Source organism: Microseira sp. BLCC-F43, from assembly GCF_041929235.1.
Classification (GTDB): Bacteria; Cyanobacteriota; Cyanobacteriia; order Cyanobacteriales; family Aerosakkonemataceae; genus Microseira.
The window spans coordinates 1-18,508 of sequence record NZ_JBHFNP010000142.1 but is presented as its reverse complement, the minus strand read 5'-3'; the positions used below and the strand labels follow the sequence as shown (position 1 = coordinate 18,508).

Here is an 18,508-nt window from a genome sequence, read left to right as displayed (position 1 = left end):
CTGTAGAACGGATAATCGCAAGTGGCCTTACAAATGCCTTGAAATAAATTTCAGGGCTGTTGCGAGCGATCGCGCTAAATTATTCATTTTTCTTAACATTAGCGTTGGTTAATTACGAACATGTTTGAAGATCAAAATCCTCTGACAACCGCCTCTTCAACTCTGAGTGAGAACAACGATCGCATAAGTGATGTCTATGGATTGTTGCCGAATCCGCTGATGTTAAGAGAACGGGGAGGTAGTTTAAGTAATATTGAAGTCTATAAAGATTTAGGTCAAGGTTGTTGTGGGGATGCGATCGCATCTGCAAGTAGAGACGTTACGACAAGTAGAGACGTTACATGTAACGTCTCTACTTCCCCTGAAAATTGGTTGCTACAGGGGCAACAACAAGGTAGCTTGTCGAGCGAAAGTAATAATGTTGAGGATATTCAAATAGGCGATACGCCTAACGGCACGCTGCGCGATCGCGACTCCCTCACCGGAATGGTAGCAGGCGATATCCTGACTGCACAAGCGGCTGTACAAACTGCTCAAGATATGCTGAAAAACTTTGCAACTTCCCCAGATTTTAGTACAAAGATGGGGGTGGCATTTGGTAATAGCTTCGACGCTAATATTGCTAGTACTTTAGCTCAAGCTTGGTCTGTGGGAGATTTTAGCAGCTTTCCGGCGATCGCGATTCGTTATTCAAGTGAGATTAATGGCGCTAATGGTGCATTTGCTGCTGCGACGAACACTATTTATCTGTCCCAAGAGTTGGTGAGTCAGAAGGATGCGGGTGCAATTGCATCTGTTTTCCTGGAAGAATATGGGCATTATATTGACTCGCAGATTAATACTACTGATGCTGCTGGAGATGAAGGAGAAATTTTTTCCGATCTGCTTCAAGGGAACCAATTGATTTTGCCAGAACTATCTACATTAAAGACTGAGGACGATTCTGTTGTCCTCTTCTTGGATGGGAGAGTGGTAGCGATCGAGCAAAAAAATCAATCAGATAATCTCAACTTTTTTGCTGGTGGTATTAAAAATTGGACTGATAATCCTGGTAAGGAGTATAAAATTACATTAATTGACGAAAAAATTCCAGAACAGCCAATTCAACAAAACTTTGACAATGGTTTTGTGAAATATGAATTTGGCGTACAATCCAGCCTGAAAAGCGAATTATTTGCTACTCCTGGCAACTTTGGAGAAGCTAAATTTTCTGATCCAGTCAATATCAACGTAGAATTACCAAACGAACTCGGCAACAACAAAACTTCTACCTTTAAAGTAGGCAATCCACAAGTAAACGGAGCTTTATTTAACGATATTAATGATGGTTCAACAGGATTTGAAATACCGAATGCCGGGTTTAAGTTTGCCCTAACTTTAGATGATGTCAAATTCAAAAACATTGAAATTAAAACACCTTTCGATGAACCAATCAAATTAAATGGAATAGATGTAGGCAGTACTTTAAGTAAAACAGAATTAAATTTGGACATCGCTAGTTTTTTAGCTGGTCAAATTAATTTTGATCTTTTAGGTGGTAAAATTAGTGCTAAACCTCCTGAGATAAAATCTCTAAGCCCTGGAAAAATACCAGAAACTTCTGGTCAACTGCCAGCTATTGCTGCTACAGGCAGATCGGAAAATGTATTGAATTTTGGATTAGATTTAGATAAGATTCTTCTTTCTAGGTTTCCAGTCTATTTGGGATTACAAAAAGCGCTTCTACCTACGGGGATTAAGCTAGAAGGTCTTGGTTTTTCAATCCAGTATCCTAATACAGGAGAAGAAGAAGGAAAAGCGCAAACAGCTAAAGATAAAGCTGATAAATCACAAGAAAATCTCCAAAAACAGTTGGATCTCCTGAAGACTATACCTCCAGAAGGTCAACAATTAGCCTTACAAGAAACTGAAAGGATAAGACAAATAGCGGAACAAGATAGGAAGGAAGCAGAAGAGGCACAAAAACAATTTGAAGAGGCGAAAAAAGCCGCTAATAGTGATAGAAATAATATTGCTATAAGTGGCGATATTTTAGACATTCAAGCCAATGCAGGATTTGCTCTACAACAAGACTTCTCATTTATACCTGAAAAAGTCAATGTGACAGTATCCGTGGACGAAGGATTAGTAGATGGAGGGAAACAGAGTCAAGTAAAATCTTTAGGAGATTCCTTTGCGATCGCAGCACCATCTGAGGGATCTGGAGTGATGAAAGTAAAGGTTAAGTATGAGCTAGTCGGTGAAGTTAAAAATGATATAGGTCTTGTACTTCAGGGTTCAATAGATGGTAAAGCACTTCAAATAGGTGGCAGTATTACTGTGGCAGGAACAAAATTTTTTGAAAATTCATTTGGGCCTGCTTTATCAGTAAAACTGCCCAAAGACGGTCTTGCAAGTCCGCCATTTACTTTAGTAGGTAGCGACCCCGATCCTATACCTTTTTTATCCAGCGATCCAACAGTTGATTCTCGTAAAATCAAGACAATTAAAACCTCGGAAATCCCTGGAATTGAACAGGACGATCGCAATCCCCAAGCTGATGCTAAAAAGAACCTGATTATCGAGAAAGAATATAAAATTCCTTACAACCTAGCATTTTCAATTGCAGACACACAGGCAACTGAAGGGAATAACCCACCACCAGGTGCTGGCAAAGCCTACTTTCAATTTGATGGTAAATACTATGAATGGGAAACTTACACAGTGCAATCAGGTGATACACTGTCACAAATTGCCCTTAGCCGACTTGGTAATGCATCTCCTAATGCCTATAACTTCATTGCTTTTCAAAATAACATCCCTAATCCTGACTTAATTTTTGCTAATACTCAAGTAATTCAGGTTCCTAAGCAAGTACAAGAAGTTGATACCAAAGGTTATGCTGTTTTTGATGTTACTCAAAGTGGCACTCCTAATGCACCAGCTAAAATCAAATTCAACACTGCTGATGGTACAGCTACAGCAGGTAGTGACTACATTTCAACCAGTGGTAATTTAAGTGTTCCTGCTGGAGGCAGTGGTGTTATTTTAGTACCAATAGTAGGAGATACTCAAAAAGAAGAAACTGAACAATTCACCGTTGTCCTGACAAAACAAGATGGTACTCCTCTCGTAGAGGGAGTGAATGAAATTGATGCAACAGGCACAATCATTGACGACGATCAGACACCTGAATCTCCCAAAGATAAAGGCCAAACTTACAACGACCCCCGCATTATCACCCTCGACAAACAATATCACGACTTCCAAGCAGCCGGGGAATTCACATTAGTTGAATCAACCAGCGGTGACTTAAAAATTCAGGTGCGACAACAGGCTCTTGGTAATAACCCACTTAGTAATGTGTCCGATAACTCAGCGATCGCTACTGTTCTGGGTGGAAAACGCATCGCTATTTACAGAGATCGAGGACTTTTAATCGATGGCGTTCCCACTAATATTGCTAATAATGATTCTCTGATTATCGGAGATGGTCGCATCTACCGTGAAGGCAGCACTTATACAGTTGTCTATCGCACAGGCGATCAATTAGTAGCATCAGTCGGTAGTCGCGTTAATATCAACGTTTTCCTGACTAAAGAACGACAAGGACAAATTAAAGGACTCTTCGGCAATTTCAACGGAGATCCTAAAGATGACCTTGCTAAACGCGATGGCACTGTTCTGAGTACGCCGATTCCTTTCAGACAACTTTATGGCGAATATGCTGATAGCTGGCGCATCTCTCAAGGAGAGTCTTTGTTTGACTACAAATCTGGTGAAGACACCAATACTTTTACCAATAAAAACTTCCCGCGTCAGAAAGTTACTCTCAAAGATTTAAGCGCCGCAGATATTCAAAAAGCAGAGGAACTAATTGGCAATTCTATTACAAATCCTGCCATCCGCGAAGCTGCCATTATTGACCTCGTACTGACTAATTTTGACCCCAGTATTCTGGAAGCAGCGATCGCCTCTCTCACCCCCGACAGCGTACTCATTATCGCCATCCCACCCAGAGCATTTGAAGACTTTGCCAGCACATCCGCCAACACCCCCGTTAAAATTGACGTGCTGGGTAACGATGAAGGGACAATCGGAGTACCGCTGGCGATCGCCAACTTCGATCAAACCACAACCAAAGGCGGCACAATCAAACTCGATGATAACGCCACACCCGACAACCAGAGCGACGACCAATTAATTTACACCCCAGCCGCCAATTTTACAGGCATTGACAGCTTCAATTACACCCTCACCGACGGCAAAGAAACCAGCACTTCCAAAGTCACCATCTCCGTCCCCGTTTTCAACTTAAATAACCTCAACGGAAACAACGGATTTGTCATCAATGGCAATAATGCCGGAAACTTTTCCGGAGTCTCCACCAGCAGCATCGGCGACTTCAACGGCGATGGCTTAGACGACTTAATTATCGGCGCATTTGGAGCCGATCCCAACAACATCAACGCCGCCGGAGAAAGCTACGTTTTATATGGCAGTAAAGCAGGTTTCCCCGCCAACATTACCCCAGCCAATCTCAACGGAAACAACGGCTTTATTATCAATGGAATTGATGCCAATGGCTTCAGCGGCGGTGCCGTTAGTAGTGCCGGAGATCTCAACGGCGATGGACTCGATGACATCGCAATCGGCGCATTCGGCGCAACTGCAAACGGTAAAAATAATGCAGGCAAAACTTACATCCTATTTGGCAGTAAAACTCCCTTCCCCGTCCGCTTCAATTTATCCGACTTAAACGGCAACAATGGATTTGTCCTCAACGGCGTCAACGAATTTGATTACTTAGGCTTAGCCGTCAGCAAACTCGGCGATATCAACGGCGATAGTTTAGATGACTTGCTAGTAAATGCTCCCGGCCCCTTGAATAGTTCTGCTGGCAAGAATTATATCATTTACGGTCGCAAAGGCGGTTTCCCCGCCAGCCTCAACGCCTCAGATATTAACGGCACAAACGGCTTTGTCATCAACGAAACTGACGGCAATTCTGGCAGTTCCGTTAGCGGCGTCGGCGATATCAACGGCGATGGCATGGCTGACTTAATAGTCGGTACAGATGGCGCAAATCCCGATAGCAATATACCTGGTAAGAGTTACGTCGTTTTCGGTTCCAGAACTGGCTTTTCTCCAGTATTAAACCGCGCCGAACTTAACGGCAAAAATGGCTTTGTCATCGAAGGCATCGAGATTAATACCAGTACCGTCGTCAGCGGTGCAGGCGATATCAACGGCGACGGTGCAGATGACTTAATTGTTGGCATTTCCCAAGCCAATGCTAACAATAATATTGCCGCTGGCAAGACTTATATTATCTTCGGCAGCAAAACGCAATTCCCAGCCGTTTTCAACCTTTCCCAAATTAATGGAAACAACGGATTTATCCTCAATGGCATCGAACCAGACGAACGTTCTGGCATCTCCGTTAGCGCTGTGGGAGATATCAACGGCGATGGCTTTGATGACTTGACAATTGGTGCTTCTGGTGCATCGGTTGGTAGTAACAACGCCGCAGGCAGAACCTATATTTTATTTGGCACAAATCAAGGTTTCGCCGCCAATATCAACTATGCTGACTTGAATGGAAACAACGGCTTTTTCCTCAACGGTGTCGCTGCCGATGACTTATCTGGAACTTCTGTAAGCGGTGCAGGCGATATTAACGGCGATGGACTCGATGATGTCATTATTGGCAGTCCTGGCAGCTTATTTAATAACGCACCTGGAAAGAGTTTTGTTGTATTTGGCAATACAGCTTTTGGTGCAATTTATCGACCCACTTCCACCCCCGCCGATCTACAGTTAATTAAGACTAGCAGTAGCACCACTCCTTACATAGGAGATTTGGTTACTTTTAGCCTGGTTGTCAGCAATAATGGCGCGGGAATTAGTCGCCAAATTAAAGTCAGCGATTTGTTGCCGCCAGGAATGAGTTTAGTATCCGTTTCATCCGAACAAGGGACTTATGATAGTATCACCGGAATCTGGGATGTTGGTAATATGAGAGATGCGATTAGTCGCACTTTGAATATAGTTGCTAAAGTTGATGCGATCGCACCCAATACAAACACAGCCGCCGTGACAGCAGCGCGAGAAACTGACCCCGATTCTATCCCCAATAATAATAACCCCAACGAAGACGATCAAGACTCAGTTATTTATAGCGTTGCTGGAGGCGGTGGCTTAAGTTTAGTCTTTGACGAAGCTTATTATCTCGATCAACATGCAGACGTTAAAGCAGCAGTAGAAAAGCGCAAATTCAAAAATGGTTTTTCTCACTTCGTCAGACATGGAGAAAAAGAAAATCGCGATTTCCGAGTTTGGTTGTTTGATGAAAGCTATTATTTAGCCCAAAATCCTGATGTGAAAGCAGCAGTGGAAAAAAGAAAGTTCCGCAATGGACTGAGACACTTCATCGAACATGGACAATTTGAATCACGCAAACCCAATGCAATCGCTCCTAGCCCGAAACGCTTGCAATTCGATGAAGATTATTATCTCCAAGAAAATCCCGATGTGAAAAAAGCGGTAGAAAAGCGCAAATTCCGCACCGGGTTTGCACACTTTATTGAGTGGGGACAAATTGAAGGACGCAAACCGAGTGCGGCGGATAAGAATTTGCTTGCAGGGTGATGAGAAACCCGGTTTCTTCAACAATACCTTCTCCAAATCCGACACCCTTAAGGGTGTCGCTATACAAACAAAGCCCGCGAAGGCGGGCTGTAAGAATTTTAGCCTGCTACGCCTTGCTTGGTTTGTGTAGCCACATGCTTTAGCGTGTGGGCGGTAAAGAAAATTGGCGAAGGTATTATTCAATAAACTGGGTTTCTGATAATTACACTTCTATTTGCAACGCGATCGCGCCGCATCTGTTGCAGGAGAATCACTTGCAAAAATTTTCATTTTCAGAGGCCAAATATGCGTCAAATTAAATTGTGGGCGATCGCTCTAACTACCGCTTTCATTCCTATAGAACAATTTTCCTTACCGTTTCAACCAAAAAACAAGACTCTACCGCCTGACACGCGCTTGCTTTTAGCACAAAGTAACTACGATGGCGAATTGTTAGAACTCACAAACGCTCAACGCCGTCGCGCAGGTTTAGCACCATTACGATATTCTCCTGAGTTGGGACGTTCCGCACAGCTTCATGCTGAAGATATGGCGAGAAACAATTTTAACTTGCATACAGGTTCCGATGGCTCTAACGTCGGTACTCGTATTAACCGCGTCGGTTATCAATTCAGTTTGGTTGGTGAAAATATTTATGCAGAATCTCCTAATATTAGTGCTGCTAATGCGGTTGGATGGTGGATGAGAAGCCCTGGTCATCGCCGTAATATCCTCAACTCTAACTTTACCGAAATTGGTTTTGGATATTCATACGATGGTAGATTTCATCGTATGGTACAAGTTTTTGCTACACCTCGTAGCGCCAGTAATCCAAATAGTTTTACTTCACCTCCGCCAAATTTTAGTTCGTCAAATTCTGCCAGAACTTGGAATCTTCCAACAATCAGAGGAGTTCCCTTTGATGCGACTGTTTGGGAAAGCGATACAATCCCCCAAAGCGAACAAGCGGCAGTCCAAGAAGGTGCTAACTTATTTTGTCAATCTCAAGGTTATAGCTATGCAACTTCTTGGGATGTTGGAAAAAACGAAAGAATTACTATAGAACGCGGTACATTTAGATTTAATCGTGGGAATCCAAATAACCCTAGATATTGTAATTGGTGTCGTTGGCATTTAACTTCAGTCTCTTGTAACCGATAGTGTACTAATTAATTACCAACTGCGATCGCATCTCCCTTGTCTGCCTGGATTACGCGATCGCATCTTGCTTTAACAAGAGTAGCGCTCTATAAAATTAATAATACACAACATAATAATATAATCAAAACACAAACTATTAATATAAATAATGACTCGCTTCCCCCACGACCAATTTGCCAAAGACTACCTGAAAGAATTATTAACCCCACTGGGACAAGTAGAAACCAGTCGCAACGTTGCCTCTGAAGTCAGAGAAATCGACGTATGGTTTACTCCCGCACCAACAACAACCAGCAACCCACAAGCGTTAGGAATCCTAGCTCAATTTGCTACTACACCCGCCGTGTTTGAACCATTTCGCAATCCGGTAACATCCAGCGAAATTCGCAGTTGTATCAGCAAATTATTTGACATTCATGCTGATATAGAACGTCAAGCGAGACGGGAAAACAGGCGCATCAATGAAGCAGACTTACCTAAGTTATGGATTCTTACCCCCACCGCATCACCCCTTTTAATAGAAACTTTTAGAGGTATCCCAGATGCCGAAAACTGGCTACCGGGAATATATTTTATCGCAGAGGGTTTCAAAACAGCAATCGTAGCAATCCACCAATTACCCCGCACAAGCGAAACTCTTTGGCTGAGAATTTTAGGAAAAGGGAGCGTGCAAAAACAAGCGATTAAAGAACTAGCAGCACTTCCAGAAGACAGCCCATTCCGGACGAATGCGCTAGAGTTACTATATAGCCTGCGCGTTACCTTAGAAGCAAATCAAAATTTAGACCCAGAAGAGAGGGAGTTAATTATGGAATTATCGCCACTTTATTTAGAACGGTTAGATGCGGCTTTACAGGAAGGGCTGCAACAAGGAATTCAACAAGGAATTCAGCAAGGAATTCAACGGGGAATTCAGCAAGGGGAACGCCTTGTTGTGGAAAATATGCTGAGAGTTCGGTTTGGGGTTTTAGATGAGGAATTGAGGTCAATTATCGAACCATTGCTAGAATTGCCGCCCGAAGAGTTTACCGGATTGTTGCTGCAATTATCTAGAGATGAACTGTTGGCTAGGTTTAGCAGGTAAAGTTTTGGGCAATCTCAGCTAGAAACTTGCCTTAACTACTACTTTTATCCAAATAGGAGCGATCGCGCCTTTCTTGTGCCCAAGGCATATCGCGTAGCTAGCCCAAGGCATATCGCTCCTGCTTTCCCAAGCGCGTGAAGCGATCGCTACCCTTGGGCGCGAATCGCATCTTCTGACAATGCGATCGCTTGTTGTATTGAAACGCCCCGCGCCCCGACGCAGAGGAGGAAGGAAGAGAGTGCGATATGCCGACCGCACGAGAAAGGCGCGATCGCTTTTCGGTTTGGGTGATAATAAAAATATCCCTTATAAGCAAGATACCGCTATGGAAGAAATACTTGAACTTAAAGAACTGCTGCTTAAAGGCGATATTAAAGCGTCACTATCCATTGTTGAAGAACTAGAAGAAATCGGTCGAAAAGAGATAATCAAGACAATTCGCAGCTATGCAGTAATTCTGCTATTACATTTGATTAAACAACAAGCAGAAAATCGCACAACCAAGTCTTGGGAAGTTTCTATCCGCAACTCGGTTCGGGAAATTCAGAGGGAAAATAAGCGTCGGAAAGCAGGGGGTTATTACCTCACTCGTGAAGAATTATTTGAAACTCTACAAGAAGCTTACTTAAATGCCGTTGATGAAGCTTCTCTAGAGGTAGAAGCAGGGCGGTATGAACCAGAAGAGTTAGCACAAATGCTTAACCCTGAAGAAATCCTTAACCAAGCCATGTCACTAATTTCAATAGTATAGTAATAATGAAGTATGCTTTGACATTTTTAATATTTGGTATTCTTTCTATCATCTTTGGTTGGAATTTAGTAATTTTTAGATGGTTATTTTTATGGACGGGTGTCAGTTTTATTATCGTAGGATCGGCCTATGGGGGTATTGGATCTAAAGTATTTGGAAAAAAATCAAATGGTACTTTAAATAAATGGTGTTTATTTTTATTGCTGCCTTATTTGTTATTAACCAGGATAATTTGGCATATTCAACGCTCGATCAGCAAAGAAGATTGTTGCAATGAAATAGCTCCTGGTATCTGGTTGGGAAGAAGAGCATTTGTAAATGAATTGCCTAATAATATCAGCTTAATTATCGATCTAACGGCTGAGTTTTCAGAACCACCAAACGTAATTTCAGGCAAAACTTATATTTGTCTTCCCACCCTGGATACATCTGTACCCCCAGATCGGGTATTTCAAAAACTAATTCATACAATTTGCTCGTGGAATGGAAATGTTTATATTCACTGCGCTTTAGGATACGGACGTTCTGCTACCGTTGCTGCTGGCGTTCTGCTTGCTAAAGGATTAGTGGATAACTTAAACCAAGCAGAGAAACTTCTTTTGACAGCGCGTCCTCAAATTAAATTCAGTCCAGCCCAAAAAAATATGCTAAAAAAATTTCAACTTAGTTTGCAGTAAGCTTTGCGATCAAGACAATAATAAGGATTGTCTTGGAATCGGGTTTTCAATCCAACAATTCATCCACCGCTACGCTAAACCCCGGTAACATTACCTGCGTAATAGCGACATTTCCAGAGACAAACCATAACCTTTGAGTTTGAGTAATTACAAATATCCATTTACTTTCAGGTAATACTAACCAAACGTCTTGACAACCGGAATCTAAATACTCTTTACCCTTAGCAAAAAACTCTTCCACACGATCGGTTGGTGAAGCGATTTCCGCTACCAAGGGGAAACACATCGGTAACGCAGCAGCTTTACCATACTGTACTGCTAATTCAGGTGTAAGATAAGCTACATCGGGGCGTCGTCCCTGCTTAATAGTGCGACAAGGTGTATCTGTATAAACTTTCCCCCCTTGTCCGCTAGAAATTGCGTAACTTCTCCAGTAAGATCCAAGATTTAGCTGAATTTCACCGTGGGGTAATGTCATGCCATTTTTCTCAACCAGTTGTCCATCCACCCATTCCATGTGTTCGGGGGGATTTTTCAGATAATCTTCTGGGGTGAAGACCTCCTCGATTGCAGTAGCGGTAAGCATAGCCGTTTACTTTACTTTGCATATTGTTTTATCTTAGCTCAGGCGGCGAAGCGCTTAGGACTTTGGGTAGCAGAGAAAAAACTGCGTTCGCGCTAGCGTTGCTGCGGCATATCGCATCCAACTTCAGTCATAATAAAAATAACCGATTGTCAGATAATATTATGGAAGAATTGCTCGAACTAAAAAAATTGCTGCTAAACGGCGATATCAAAGGTTCATTAGCCATTATTGAAGAACTCGAACAAATGGGAAAAAGCAATATTATTGATAGCATTCGCAGCTTGGCTGCGCTTTTGTTGCTACATCTGATTAAACAGCAAGCTGAAAATCGTACCACTCGTTCCTGGGAAGTTTATATCCGCAATTCAGTGCGCGAAATCGAAAGAAAAAATAAACGCCGTACAGGAGGCTATTATCTAAACCCAGAAGAATTATTTGCGACTTTAGAAGCAGCTTACCTCAACGCCCTTGACGTGGCTTCCCTAGAAGTAGAAGAAGGGCGTTACTATCCAGTAGAATTAGAACAACTAATTAATAAAGAGGAAATTTTGAATCGCGCTTTTCAATTAATTTCAACGCTAGAGGAAATTCGCTAGCAGTAGTGGGTCTTGCTTTTTCTTTGCTTACCTACCTGGGTGAATTTTTTCGCCTGCTAAAACACTCCAAGGATGGGGTGTTGTTAAAGTCTGGGGTTGTAATTTGGCTAAGACTAAACCAACACCAACTGAGGTCAATGCTAAAAATATAGAACTGGCAAGAATCTCCACTAGCAGCAGGTATCGATTGGGGCGATCGCTTTCTGACGATACCATATTTTCCGCTACTTGGGCGTATAGGTTGGGATGGGATGTTTGATTGACTTCCAGGGTGACTTCGGTTTTGCTAACGTTGACTAGCTGAAGTTGCTTTAACTGCGTCAGAGCGTCTAAAATCTCGCGCTCGCTATAGGATTTGTCGCAATACTCCCCCGTCCATGCTTGAAAGTCTTGCAAATCAACTTTGAGCTTTTCCACCTCGGTCACTCGCGGCAGAATCCATTGGTACAGTAGACTTGCACAGGTTGTCAGTTTAGTTTCTAGCATAGCTGGCTCTCCCACAAGGAAAGGCGGCGGTAGTCGCACCTAAAATACTGCTGGCTCTATGATAATTGTTACATATTTGACAGTTTTAGTCTGGCTTATGTGCATTAACTGCATAAATCTCTACAATTTATTGAACTCATGACAAAACAACGACTCGATACATTGTTGGTAGAACTCGACTTGTGCGACTCGCGCCAGCAAGCACAGCGTTTGATTCGCGCTGGGGAAGTAATGGTGAACCAGCAGGTGATTGACAAACCGGGGACGGAGGTGGACACTTCAGCACAGATACAGATTAAACAGCGATCGCCCTACGTTTCCAGAGGCGGGGAAAAACTGGCTAAAGCCTTAGAATTGTTTGAAATTCGGGTACAAGGGCGGATATGCTTGGATGGGGGCATTTCTACGGGCGGTTTCACCGACTGCCTGCTGCAAGCGGGTGCAAAGCTGGTTTATGGCGTGGATGTGGGTTACGGACAAGTGGACTGGCGTCTGCGGAATGACCCCAGAGTGATGTTAAAAGAGCGTACCAATCTGCGCTATCTTACTCCTGCACAGTTGTATGGCGATGCCGCAGCAGCAGATTTGGGAGTTGTGGATGTTTCGTTCATTTCTCTGGCAAAAATCCTGCCAGCATTCTGGAATCTGCTTCAACCTCCGCGCGAGGCAGTTTTGCTCGTCAAACCGCAGTTTGAAGTAGGGAGAGAACGGGTTGGCAAAAGGGGCGTGGTGCGAGATACTGACGACCATGTTCGAGCGATCGCGTCTGTATTGCAAGCTGCTCAACAACTGGGATGGCAGTATCGCGGCTTAACCTGGTCCCCAGTCACCGGCCCAGCTGGTAATATCGAGTATCTTTTATGGGTCGTAATGGATAGTCAAACGGTTTCATCCGATTTAAGCACAATCTTCGCGATCGCTCAATCTGCAAAAGCGGCTCTCACTCCATAATCTCTCACTTTACTTTAAATCAATGCGAAAACTACTATCGCGCACCGTGATATATCTTCTTATTGCTGTTTTCCTGATCCTGACAACAGCCGGGATGAAAGTTGGAGCGAGTTTGATTGCGGAACAATTTTTATATAAAATTATCATCATCGGGGATGTATTCTCCACTTTAGAAGTGGTTGAATTCGTCAATGTCCTAGTCTTTGCCATTTTAGGGATGGGCTTTGGATTGGCAACCGCGTTTTTACCAAAAATTTATCGTCAGAAGACAAGCGCTCTCTTACTCATTATTCTAGTCCCGCTAATTTTTAGCACCAGTGCTATGGTCAGATACAATCTCTGGATTGAAGATGTTGCCGAGCAAGAGAAGACATCCTACGCTGAAGCAGAAAGCTTAACCGACTCATTTTTAAGTAGAAGAGTTGGGGTGGATGGATTTTTAGGATTTTATGTTTATACAGCCCAATTTCCAGTTTTACCAACCAACAAAGCTGAAATTAAGAAAGCAGAAAAGTTAGAAGAGAAAGTTAAAGCAAACTTCATGAGTCTCAATAAAATAATCGGCATGAAACCAGAGATTATTACTGTAATTTTAGCGGGCAGCAAGTGGCTAATCCGCACCTTCTACTTTTCATTAGCAGCGTTTACAACGATTAATCATTTTAAAGCAGGTTGTCAGGAACTTATCAAAAACACTAAACCTACTGCTCCTAATTTTCCTCCAGTACCGCCTCGTTACAAATATAGTATTGATAAACCAATGCCACAAACAGGTTCGCGGCGTAAGCTTAAGAGCCATTGAAAACTGCGTTAAGAGGTGTGCCGCATGAAGAAGTTTATCAAGTTTAAAAAATCTAAGAGTTTTATCTTTGGCTTTTGTCTGACATTTATAGTTGTCTTAGCGACGAATTGGTTGATCTTAAATCTCACAGCACCCAGAATTCCTATTCTGGGGTTTCACAGCATAATTGATAGTCCACCACCTAATAATAATGGGGAGACGCAACAACCGTTAGACAGCGATTACACGAAGCAAGATTTGCAGCAATTTTTAGATTACTTAGTCCGCCAGGATTTTTGGTTTCTGTCAACTCAAGATCTTTACGATTATTTTATAGCTAAATCTCAGCCTTTGCCCGCTCAACGGATAGGCCAAAGGCCAATAATGATTTCTTTTGATGATTCTTATAAAACCTATTATACAAATTTACTTCCGACTTTAGAACTTTTAGAACAAACTTACAATAAGAAAGTAAAAGTTGTTTTATTTCTTAACCCTGGGTCTTTGGCTAAGGATCAGACAAAAAGTACAACTCATCTCAACTGTGGAGATTTAAGAGAGGGACTCAGAAAAGGGTTTTTCGATCTTCAATCCCACGGACTAACTCACAAGGATTTAACCAAGATAAATCCCCAGGAGTTAGATTTTGAACTTTCTGAAGCCCAAAAGCAGTTAAGACAGTGTACGGAAGGCTTAGATAATAAAACAGTAGGGATTCATCTAGCTTACCCCTATGGGAATATGAATAAACAGGTGGAAGCTGCTGCGGCTAAGTACTATTTATCTGGCTATTTATACAATAGTCGAATCTTCAAATTAGGTTGGTTGAAAAGTCCGTATCAAATCCCACGTTTGAGTGTAAATCGACAAAAAACGTCCGAAAGATTGATTAAAATGGCTGAACGGGCGTTGAAAGTAACGGTAAAATAATTTTAGATTTAAGATGGCAGATTTGAGATTTAAATGTAGTTTTAAAATCTCAAATCTGCAATCTTAAATCTGCAATTAACTAGATTTATCCGTTTGGGGGTCTAATTCTTGCCGCAGGCGATATAAAATTGTATTGCGTTCTACTTGGTTGAGAATTTCTTGGATGACTGTATTTGGCCCTAATTCGCCCCAAGTGCAACCTCGTTCTAAGTAGACTTTGGCTGCCTTTCCTACGGCATAGATACCATAACCCGCGATACCAGCTTGCGCGATCGCAGCCCCCCCATATGCAGTAAAATTAATCGGATTCTCCCCAGATGCGACGGCAGCAGCACTTTTACCCAGTCCAAACAGAATACTACTGCCCAATTCGCCCAACAGCAAACCGCCACTACTAAATAAAATCTTCTGTAAAAGCTTCCCAGCTTGGTAACTGGTCATGGGCAAATTATACAACCGCGCCAACTCGCGAATTAAGGCTAAATCCGCCACAGTTGATCCCAAAACATCTAAAACTGCGATAGGATTGAGCGCAACGGCTAAAGCTTTGTATTTCGTAAACTTCCAGATTAAATCTTCCGCTTCCTTGTCGCGTAATTCTAGAGTTTTGCGGGCGATATTTTCTTCCGCGTCTCTAGCTTGGACTAGGGCGTTGAGGGCGAGAAGCGATCGCCCTTCCCGGTTTAGAATGCTAACAATCTTTTCCTTTAACTCATCAATCTGGGGCGGTGGCGACTCCCACTCGTGGGTTACACTCCCATCAGCCCATTCTACCCGGACTTCGATCGGTGCAGGTTCGGCAGCAACCATGACTATTTCATTTGGCGATAATAACTCTTGCAGACGCCTGCTGGTACTGCTACCCGCCCCCAATTGTTGCAGATTTCGGTAAATTGCTTGTCTGTCTTGGTCTGGATATAAGTCAATTTTGTTGAAAACTAAAATAATCGGTTTTTGTGCTTGTCGCAATTCGCACAACGCTTGATATTCCGTCCGCGTGATATCACCAGCGACAATAAATAAGATTAAATCTGCTTGACGCGCCACATCCCGCGCCATCTGCGCCCTTGCTTCTCCTTCAATTTCATCTAATCCGGGCGTATCGATTAATTCTATTTGGATGGAGGCGATCCCCCCCTGCCCCCCCATGGCCATGGGGGGCTAGGGAATCCCCCCCTTGGCACAGGGGGGTGGGGGGGGTTGCGGAACCCCCCCCCTTGGCTTGGGGGGTTTGGGGGTGATCGGACAGCCCCCCCTTGGCCGGGGGGGGTTGGGGGGGGATCGGAAAGCGAACAGAACGAGGCCATTTAGTCACGCCGTGGAGGGGACCAGTTTGCAGGATTTTTTGTCCGATTAAAGCGTTTAAAACCGCCGACTTACCGCGACTAACCAAACCAAAAGCCGCGATACAAATTACACCTTGGTCTAATTTTTGCAGACTTCCGGTTAAAACATCGATTTCCGGACGCAAAGATGCCCGCATTCTAGGCGTATATCCGGACAGAATGCGGCGAATAGAAGAACGGGCGCGGTTAAAATGGGATTCTTGCTTTGTTTGACGCCCAGTTTCTGGATTAGTTTGGGTAGATTGAGGATTGCTCAAGGTTAGATAGGGAAGGAATTGTTACATCTTTATTTTCGTTTATCTCCACAGCTAATATCTCAGATTACCCAGTCGGGATGGTGATGGATGAAGACAAGCGAGCGATCGCATCCCTTCCCCCAGAAGGGTATAATCGCTTCCGGCGCGACTTCTTGGCGCGGATATCGCCGCACCAGTAGGGAACATCGTTAACGTTTATATATTTGTCCAAGATATAGCAGTTGCCGTGCCCCTACGCCATGACTTCTCGCCTCGCATTCTCACCTATATGCAGGCAAATGCCTGCGCCGATCCAGATGAACAAATTGCGCGACGGGTTGTTGGACAAATTCCTTGGGGTCAAAATCTCCTACCTGTGCCAAAATTAACACAAAGAGTTGCCAACTTACGTGCAATGCAGTGGCAAAGAGGCGATATTTTACAGGGTGGCAAGTACACCATCCGGGAAGTATTAGGAAAAGGCGGTTTTGGCATTACCTATCGGGTGCGAGATTTAGAGGGGCGACAATACGTTATTAAAACCCTGAACGAAGAGGCACAAGCTAGCCAGTATTTTGATAAGTTGCAGCAAGATTTTATGAACGAGGCGCTGCGGCTAGTGCAGTTTAAAAATCATCCTCATATCGTTAAAGTTTATCAGTTGCTGCAAGAAAGAGTTCAGAGGAATAATTTACTTTGCTGCCTTTTGATGGAATATATTGAGGGGACAAATTTAGAGAAGTATGTTCAAAAGCGGGGTGTTTTATCAGAAGCAGAAGCATTGGGCTATATTCAGCAAGTTGGGGATGCTTTAACGGCAATGCACCGGGAAGGGTTGCTGCATCGAGATGTGAAACCTAGCAACATCATTTTACGCGCTAGTAATTCCCAAGCGGTGTTGATTGATTTTGGTATTGCGCGGGAGTTTACACAAGACCTTATTATCAGCCATACTCAATATTGTACGCCTGGGTTTGCACCGATGGAACAGTATGCTTCAAAGGCAAAGCGGGGAGAATATACTGATGTTTATGCCCTGGCTGCAACGCTGTATTATTTGCTCACTCGTACTGTGCCAACGGTTGCATCTGATAGATCGCTTAATGTACCTTTGAAACCGCCTTTTCAAATTAATCCCAATATTAGCGACAGAGTGCATGAAGCCATTGTTAAAGGGCTGGAATTTTTTCCAGAAAATCGCCCGGAGTCGGTGCAAGATTGGTTGAAATTACTCCCACTTCGTCCTTCACCCGTTCCTCCACCCACACCTCGTCCTTCCCCGGTTTCTCCACCCGCACCTCAGCCGGATAATTTGCGTTCAGCGGTGGGAATGGATTATGAAAGATTGCGGGATTTATTAGCAGCAGGAAAATGGAAAGAGGCAGATCAAGAAACGGCAAATGTGATGCTAAAAGTGGTGGGGCGAGAAAAAGAACGCTGGTTTCATACCAAACACATCGAAAAGGTTCCCTGCGAGGATTTACGCACGATTGACCAACTCTGGGTAAAATACAGCAATGGGCGCTTCGGCTTTAGCGTGCAGAAGCGCATTTGGCTGGAAGTTGGTGGCAAGCCGCGTCATTACGACGCAAAAGTCTGGAAAAAATTCTGCGAGTGCGTGGGTTGGCGTGTGAATAACAAATGGCTAAACGAGGATTACTCTCAAGTAAACTTCTCCCCTAATGCCCCTGCGGGACATCTCCCCGTAGCGAGAGTTTGGAACTGGAAGCAGTGAGGGTGGGGAAGTTCAGGGGGAGATGTGGGGAGGACTCTTCTCGAGAGACTTGTAAACTGTAACATATAAGCGTCACAGCTTTTAGTAAAGATTTGCAAACAGAAGACTTCCCCACGCAAAATCTACATTCTAGCTTTCCGATACCTGGCACTGGCGAGAAAACTTTTGACAAGCGACTTCCGGGTTATAGGAGTTAGCCAGAACAAATAAGTTGTAATCTCAGATTTTCTACAATATCGCAACGCTGTATATTACGAATCTGCGGCACTGAAGTGCCTACTACGAACGGGGGGTGCGATCTACGAACGGGGGGTGCGATCGCATCTGACCACTCTACAATAAATGTACGAGCGCGCAGCAAGGAGCGCAACCTATGCCAGTCAATTGGAGAGAATATATCGTCAGCACCCCCGACGTGCTGCGGGGTAAGCCAAGAATTGTGCGATGTAGAAAGTTGAGTGGAATGGAGGTATAACAACCAACAAAGTGAGAGGAAAGCCGTCTTTCAAGCGTGAATTCTGTCTCACTATCCCCACGTAAAAAGAGTCCCAGACTCCGGTCACGTTAGTAGTAAGTAAT

The 18,508-nt window shown here is 43.6% G+C and carries 13 protein-coding genes and 1 pseudogene; 10 read left to right on the top strand and 4 right to left on the bottom strand.

All coding sequences use genetic code 11. The annotated features are described in order from the left end of the window. Positions 1–120: 120 nt before the first annotated feature. The 5 genes from ACE1CM_RS19940 to ACE1CM_RS19920 all read left to right on the top strand — a co-directional run bounded on the left by ACE1CM_RS19940 (position 121) and on the right by ACE1CM_RS19920 (position 10,282). Positions 121–6,630 (top strand): VWD domain-containing protein, encoded by a 6,510-nt coding sequence (locus tag ACE1CM_RS19940; protein ID WP_374879643.1) that lies wholly within the window; start codon positions 121–123, stop codon positions 6,628–6,630. A gap of 285 nt (positions 6,631–6,915) precedes the next feature. Continuing rightward, the gene (locus ACE1CM_RS19935) at positions 6,916–7,770 is read left to right on the top strand and encodes a CAP domain-containing protein (protein ID WP_374879641.1); all 855 of its coding nucleotides are present in this window, start codon (positions 6,916–6,918) and stop codon (positions 7,768–7,770) included. A gap of 148 nt (positions 7,771–7,918) precedes the next feature. After that, positions 7,919–8,854 (top strand): hypothetical protein, encoded by a 936-nt coding sequence (locus ACE1CM_RS19930; protein ID WP_374879639.1) that lies wholly within the window; start codon positions 7,919–7,921, stop codon positions 8,852–8,854. 325 nt (positions 8,855–9,179) lie between these two features. Further along, positions 9,180–9,605 (top strand): DUF29 family protein, encoded by a 426-nt coding sequence (locus ACE1CM_RS19925; RefSeq protein WP_374879687.1) that lies wholly within the window; start codon positions 9,180–9,182, stop codon positions 9,603–9,605. Between the two features lie 5 nt (positions 9,606–9,610). Continuing rightward, complete coding sequence (locus tag ACE1CM_RS19920; RefSeq protein WP_374879637.1) at positions 9,611–10,282, top strand: dual specificity protein phosphatase family protein; 672 nt, start codon at positions 9,611–9,613, stop codon at positions 10,280–10,282. A gap of 46 nt (positions 10,283–10,328) precedes the next feature. Here ACE1CM_RS19920 and ACE1CM_RS19915 read toward each other — a convergent pair whose 3' ends face one another. Continuing rightward, a complete protein-coding gene (locus tag ACE1CM_RS19915) occupies positions 10,329–10,868 on the bottom strand; it encodes a Uma2 family endonuclease (protein ID WP_374879635.1) in 540 nt (179 codons plus the stop codon). A gap of 161 nt (positions 10,869–11,029) precedes the next feature. Here ACE1CM_RS19915 and ACE1CM_RS19910 point away from each other — a divergent pair, with 161 nt between their 5' ends. Continuing rightward, complete coding sequence (locus ACE1CM_RS19910; protein ID WP_374879633.1) at positions 11,030–11,464, top strand: DUF29 family protein; 435 nt, start codon at positions 11,030–11,032, stop codon at positions 11,462–11,464. 27 nt (positions 11,465–11,491) lie between these two features. Here ACE1CM_RS19910 and ACE1CM_RS19905 read toward each other — a convergent pair whose 3' ends face one another. Beyond that, complete coding sequence (locus ACE1CM_RS19905) at positions 11,492–11,950, bottom strand: hypothetical protein (RefSeq protein WP_374879631.1); 459 nt, start codon at positions 11,948–11,950, stop codon at positions 11,492–11,494. Between the two features lie 138 nt (positions 11,951–12,088). On the opposite strand from ACE1CM_RS19905, the gene ACE1CM_RS19900 reads away from it, so the two are divergent. The 3 genes from ACE1CM_RS19900 to ACE1CM_RS19890 are packed head-to-tail and all read left to right on the top strand — an operon-like array spanning position 12,089 to position 14,612. Continuing rightward, positions 12,089–12,901, top strand: coding sequence for a TlyA family RNA methyltransferase (locus ACE1CM_RS19900; RefSeq protein ID WP_374879629.1), 813 nt, complete (start codon positions 12,089–12,091; stop codon positions 12,899–12,901). A 22-nt stretch (positions 12,902–12,923) separates the two neighbouring features. Continuing rightward, on the top strand, positions 12,924–13,703 hold the full coding sequence (locus tag ACE1CM_RS19895) for a hypothetical protein (RefSeq protein ID WP_374879627.1): 780 nt from the start codon (positions 12,924–12,926) through the stop codon (positions 13,701–13,703). A 24-nt stretch (positions 13,704–13,727) separates the two neighbouring features. Continuing rightward, complete coding sequence (locus ACE1CM_RS19890; protein WP_374879625.1) at positions 13,728–14,612, top strand: polysaccharide deacetylase family protein; 885 nt, start codon at positions 13,728–13,730, stop codon at positions 14,610–14,612. Positions 14,613–14,687: 75 nt separating this feature from the next. Here ACE1CM_RS19890 and ACE1CM_RS19885 read toward each other — a convergent pair. Both ACE1CM_RS19885 and ACE1CM_RS19880 read right to left on the bottom strand, forming a co-directional pair. Next, positions 14,688–16,095 (bottom strand): annotated as a pseudogene (locus ACE1CM_RS19885) (DUF697 domain-containing protein). 184 nt (positions 16,096–16,279) lie between these two features. Next, positions 16,280–16,426 carry a hypothetical protein gene (locus ACE1CM_RS19880; protein ID WP_374879624.1) on the bottom strand — a complete coding sequence of 49 codons (147 nt, stop codon included), beginning with the start codon at positions 16,424–16,426 and terminating at the stop codon, positions 16,280–16,282. Between the two features lie 15 nt (positions 16,427–16,441). Between ACE1CM_RS19880 and ACE1CM_RS19875 the strand changes: the two genes are divergently transcribed. Then, positions 16,442–17,929: a GUN4 domain-containing protein gene (locus ACE1CM_RS19875; protein ID WP_374879622.1), complete on the top strand. Its 1,488-nt coding sequence runs from the start codon at positions 16,442–16,444 to the stop codon at positions 17,927–17,929. The last annotated feature ends 579 nt before the right edge of the window (positions 17,930–18,508 follow it).

Excerpts from the sequence above, each read along its gene's own strand:
- ACE1CM_RS19940 (WP_374879643.1), top strand. The coding sequence starts at position 121 with ATGTTTGAAGATCAAAATCCTCTGACAACCGCCTCTTCAACTCTGAGT.
- ACE1CM_RS19935 (WP_374879641.1), top strand. The coding sequence starts at position 6,916 with ATGCGTCAAATTAAATTGTGGGCGATCGCTCTAACTACCGCTTTCATT.
- ACE1CM_RS19930 (WP_374879639.1), top strand. The coding sequence starts at position 7,919 with ATGACTCGCTTCCCCCACGACCAATTTGCCAAAGACTACCTGAAAGAA.
- ACE1CM_RS19925 (WP_374879687.1), top strand. The coding sequence starts at position 9,180 with ATGGAAGAAATACTTGAACTTAAAGAACTGCTGCTTAAAGGCGATATT.
- ACE1CM_RS19920 (WP_374879637.1), top strand. The coding sequence starts at position 9,611 with ATGAAGTATGCTTTGACATTTTTAATATTTGGTATTCTTTCTATCATC.
- ACE1CM_RS19915 (WP_374879635.1), bottom strand. The coding sequence starts at position 10,868 with ATGCTTACCGCTACTGCAATCGAGGAGGTCTTCACCCCAGAAGATTAT.
- ACE1CM_RS19910 (WP_374879633.1), top strand. The coding sequence starts at position 11,030 with ATGGAAGAATTGCTCGAACTAAAAAAATTGCTGCTAAACGGCGATATC.
- ACE1CM_RS19905 (WP_374879631.1), bottom strand. The coding sequence starts at position 11,950 with ATGCTAGAAACTAAACTGACAACCTGTGCAAGTCTACTGTACCAATGG.
- ACE1CM_RS19900 (WP_374879629.1), top strand. The coding sequence starts at position 12,089 with ATGACAAAACAACGACTCGATACATTGTTGGTAGAACTCGACTTGTGC.
- ACE1CM_RS19895 (WP_374879627.1), top strand. The coding sequence starts at position 12,924 with ATGCGAAAACTACTATCGCGCACCGTGATATATCTTCTTATTGCTGTT.
- ACE1CM_RS19890 (WP_374879625.1), top strand. The coding sequence starts at position 13,728 with ATGAAGAAGTTTATCAAGTTTAAAAAATCTAAGAGTTTTATCTTTGGC.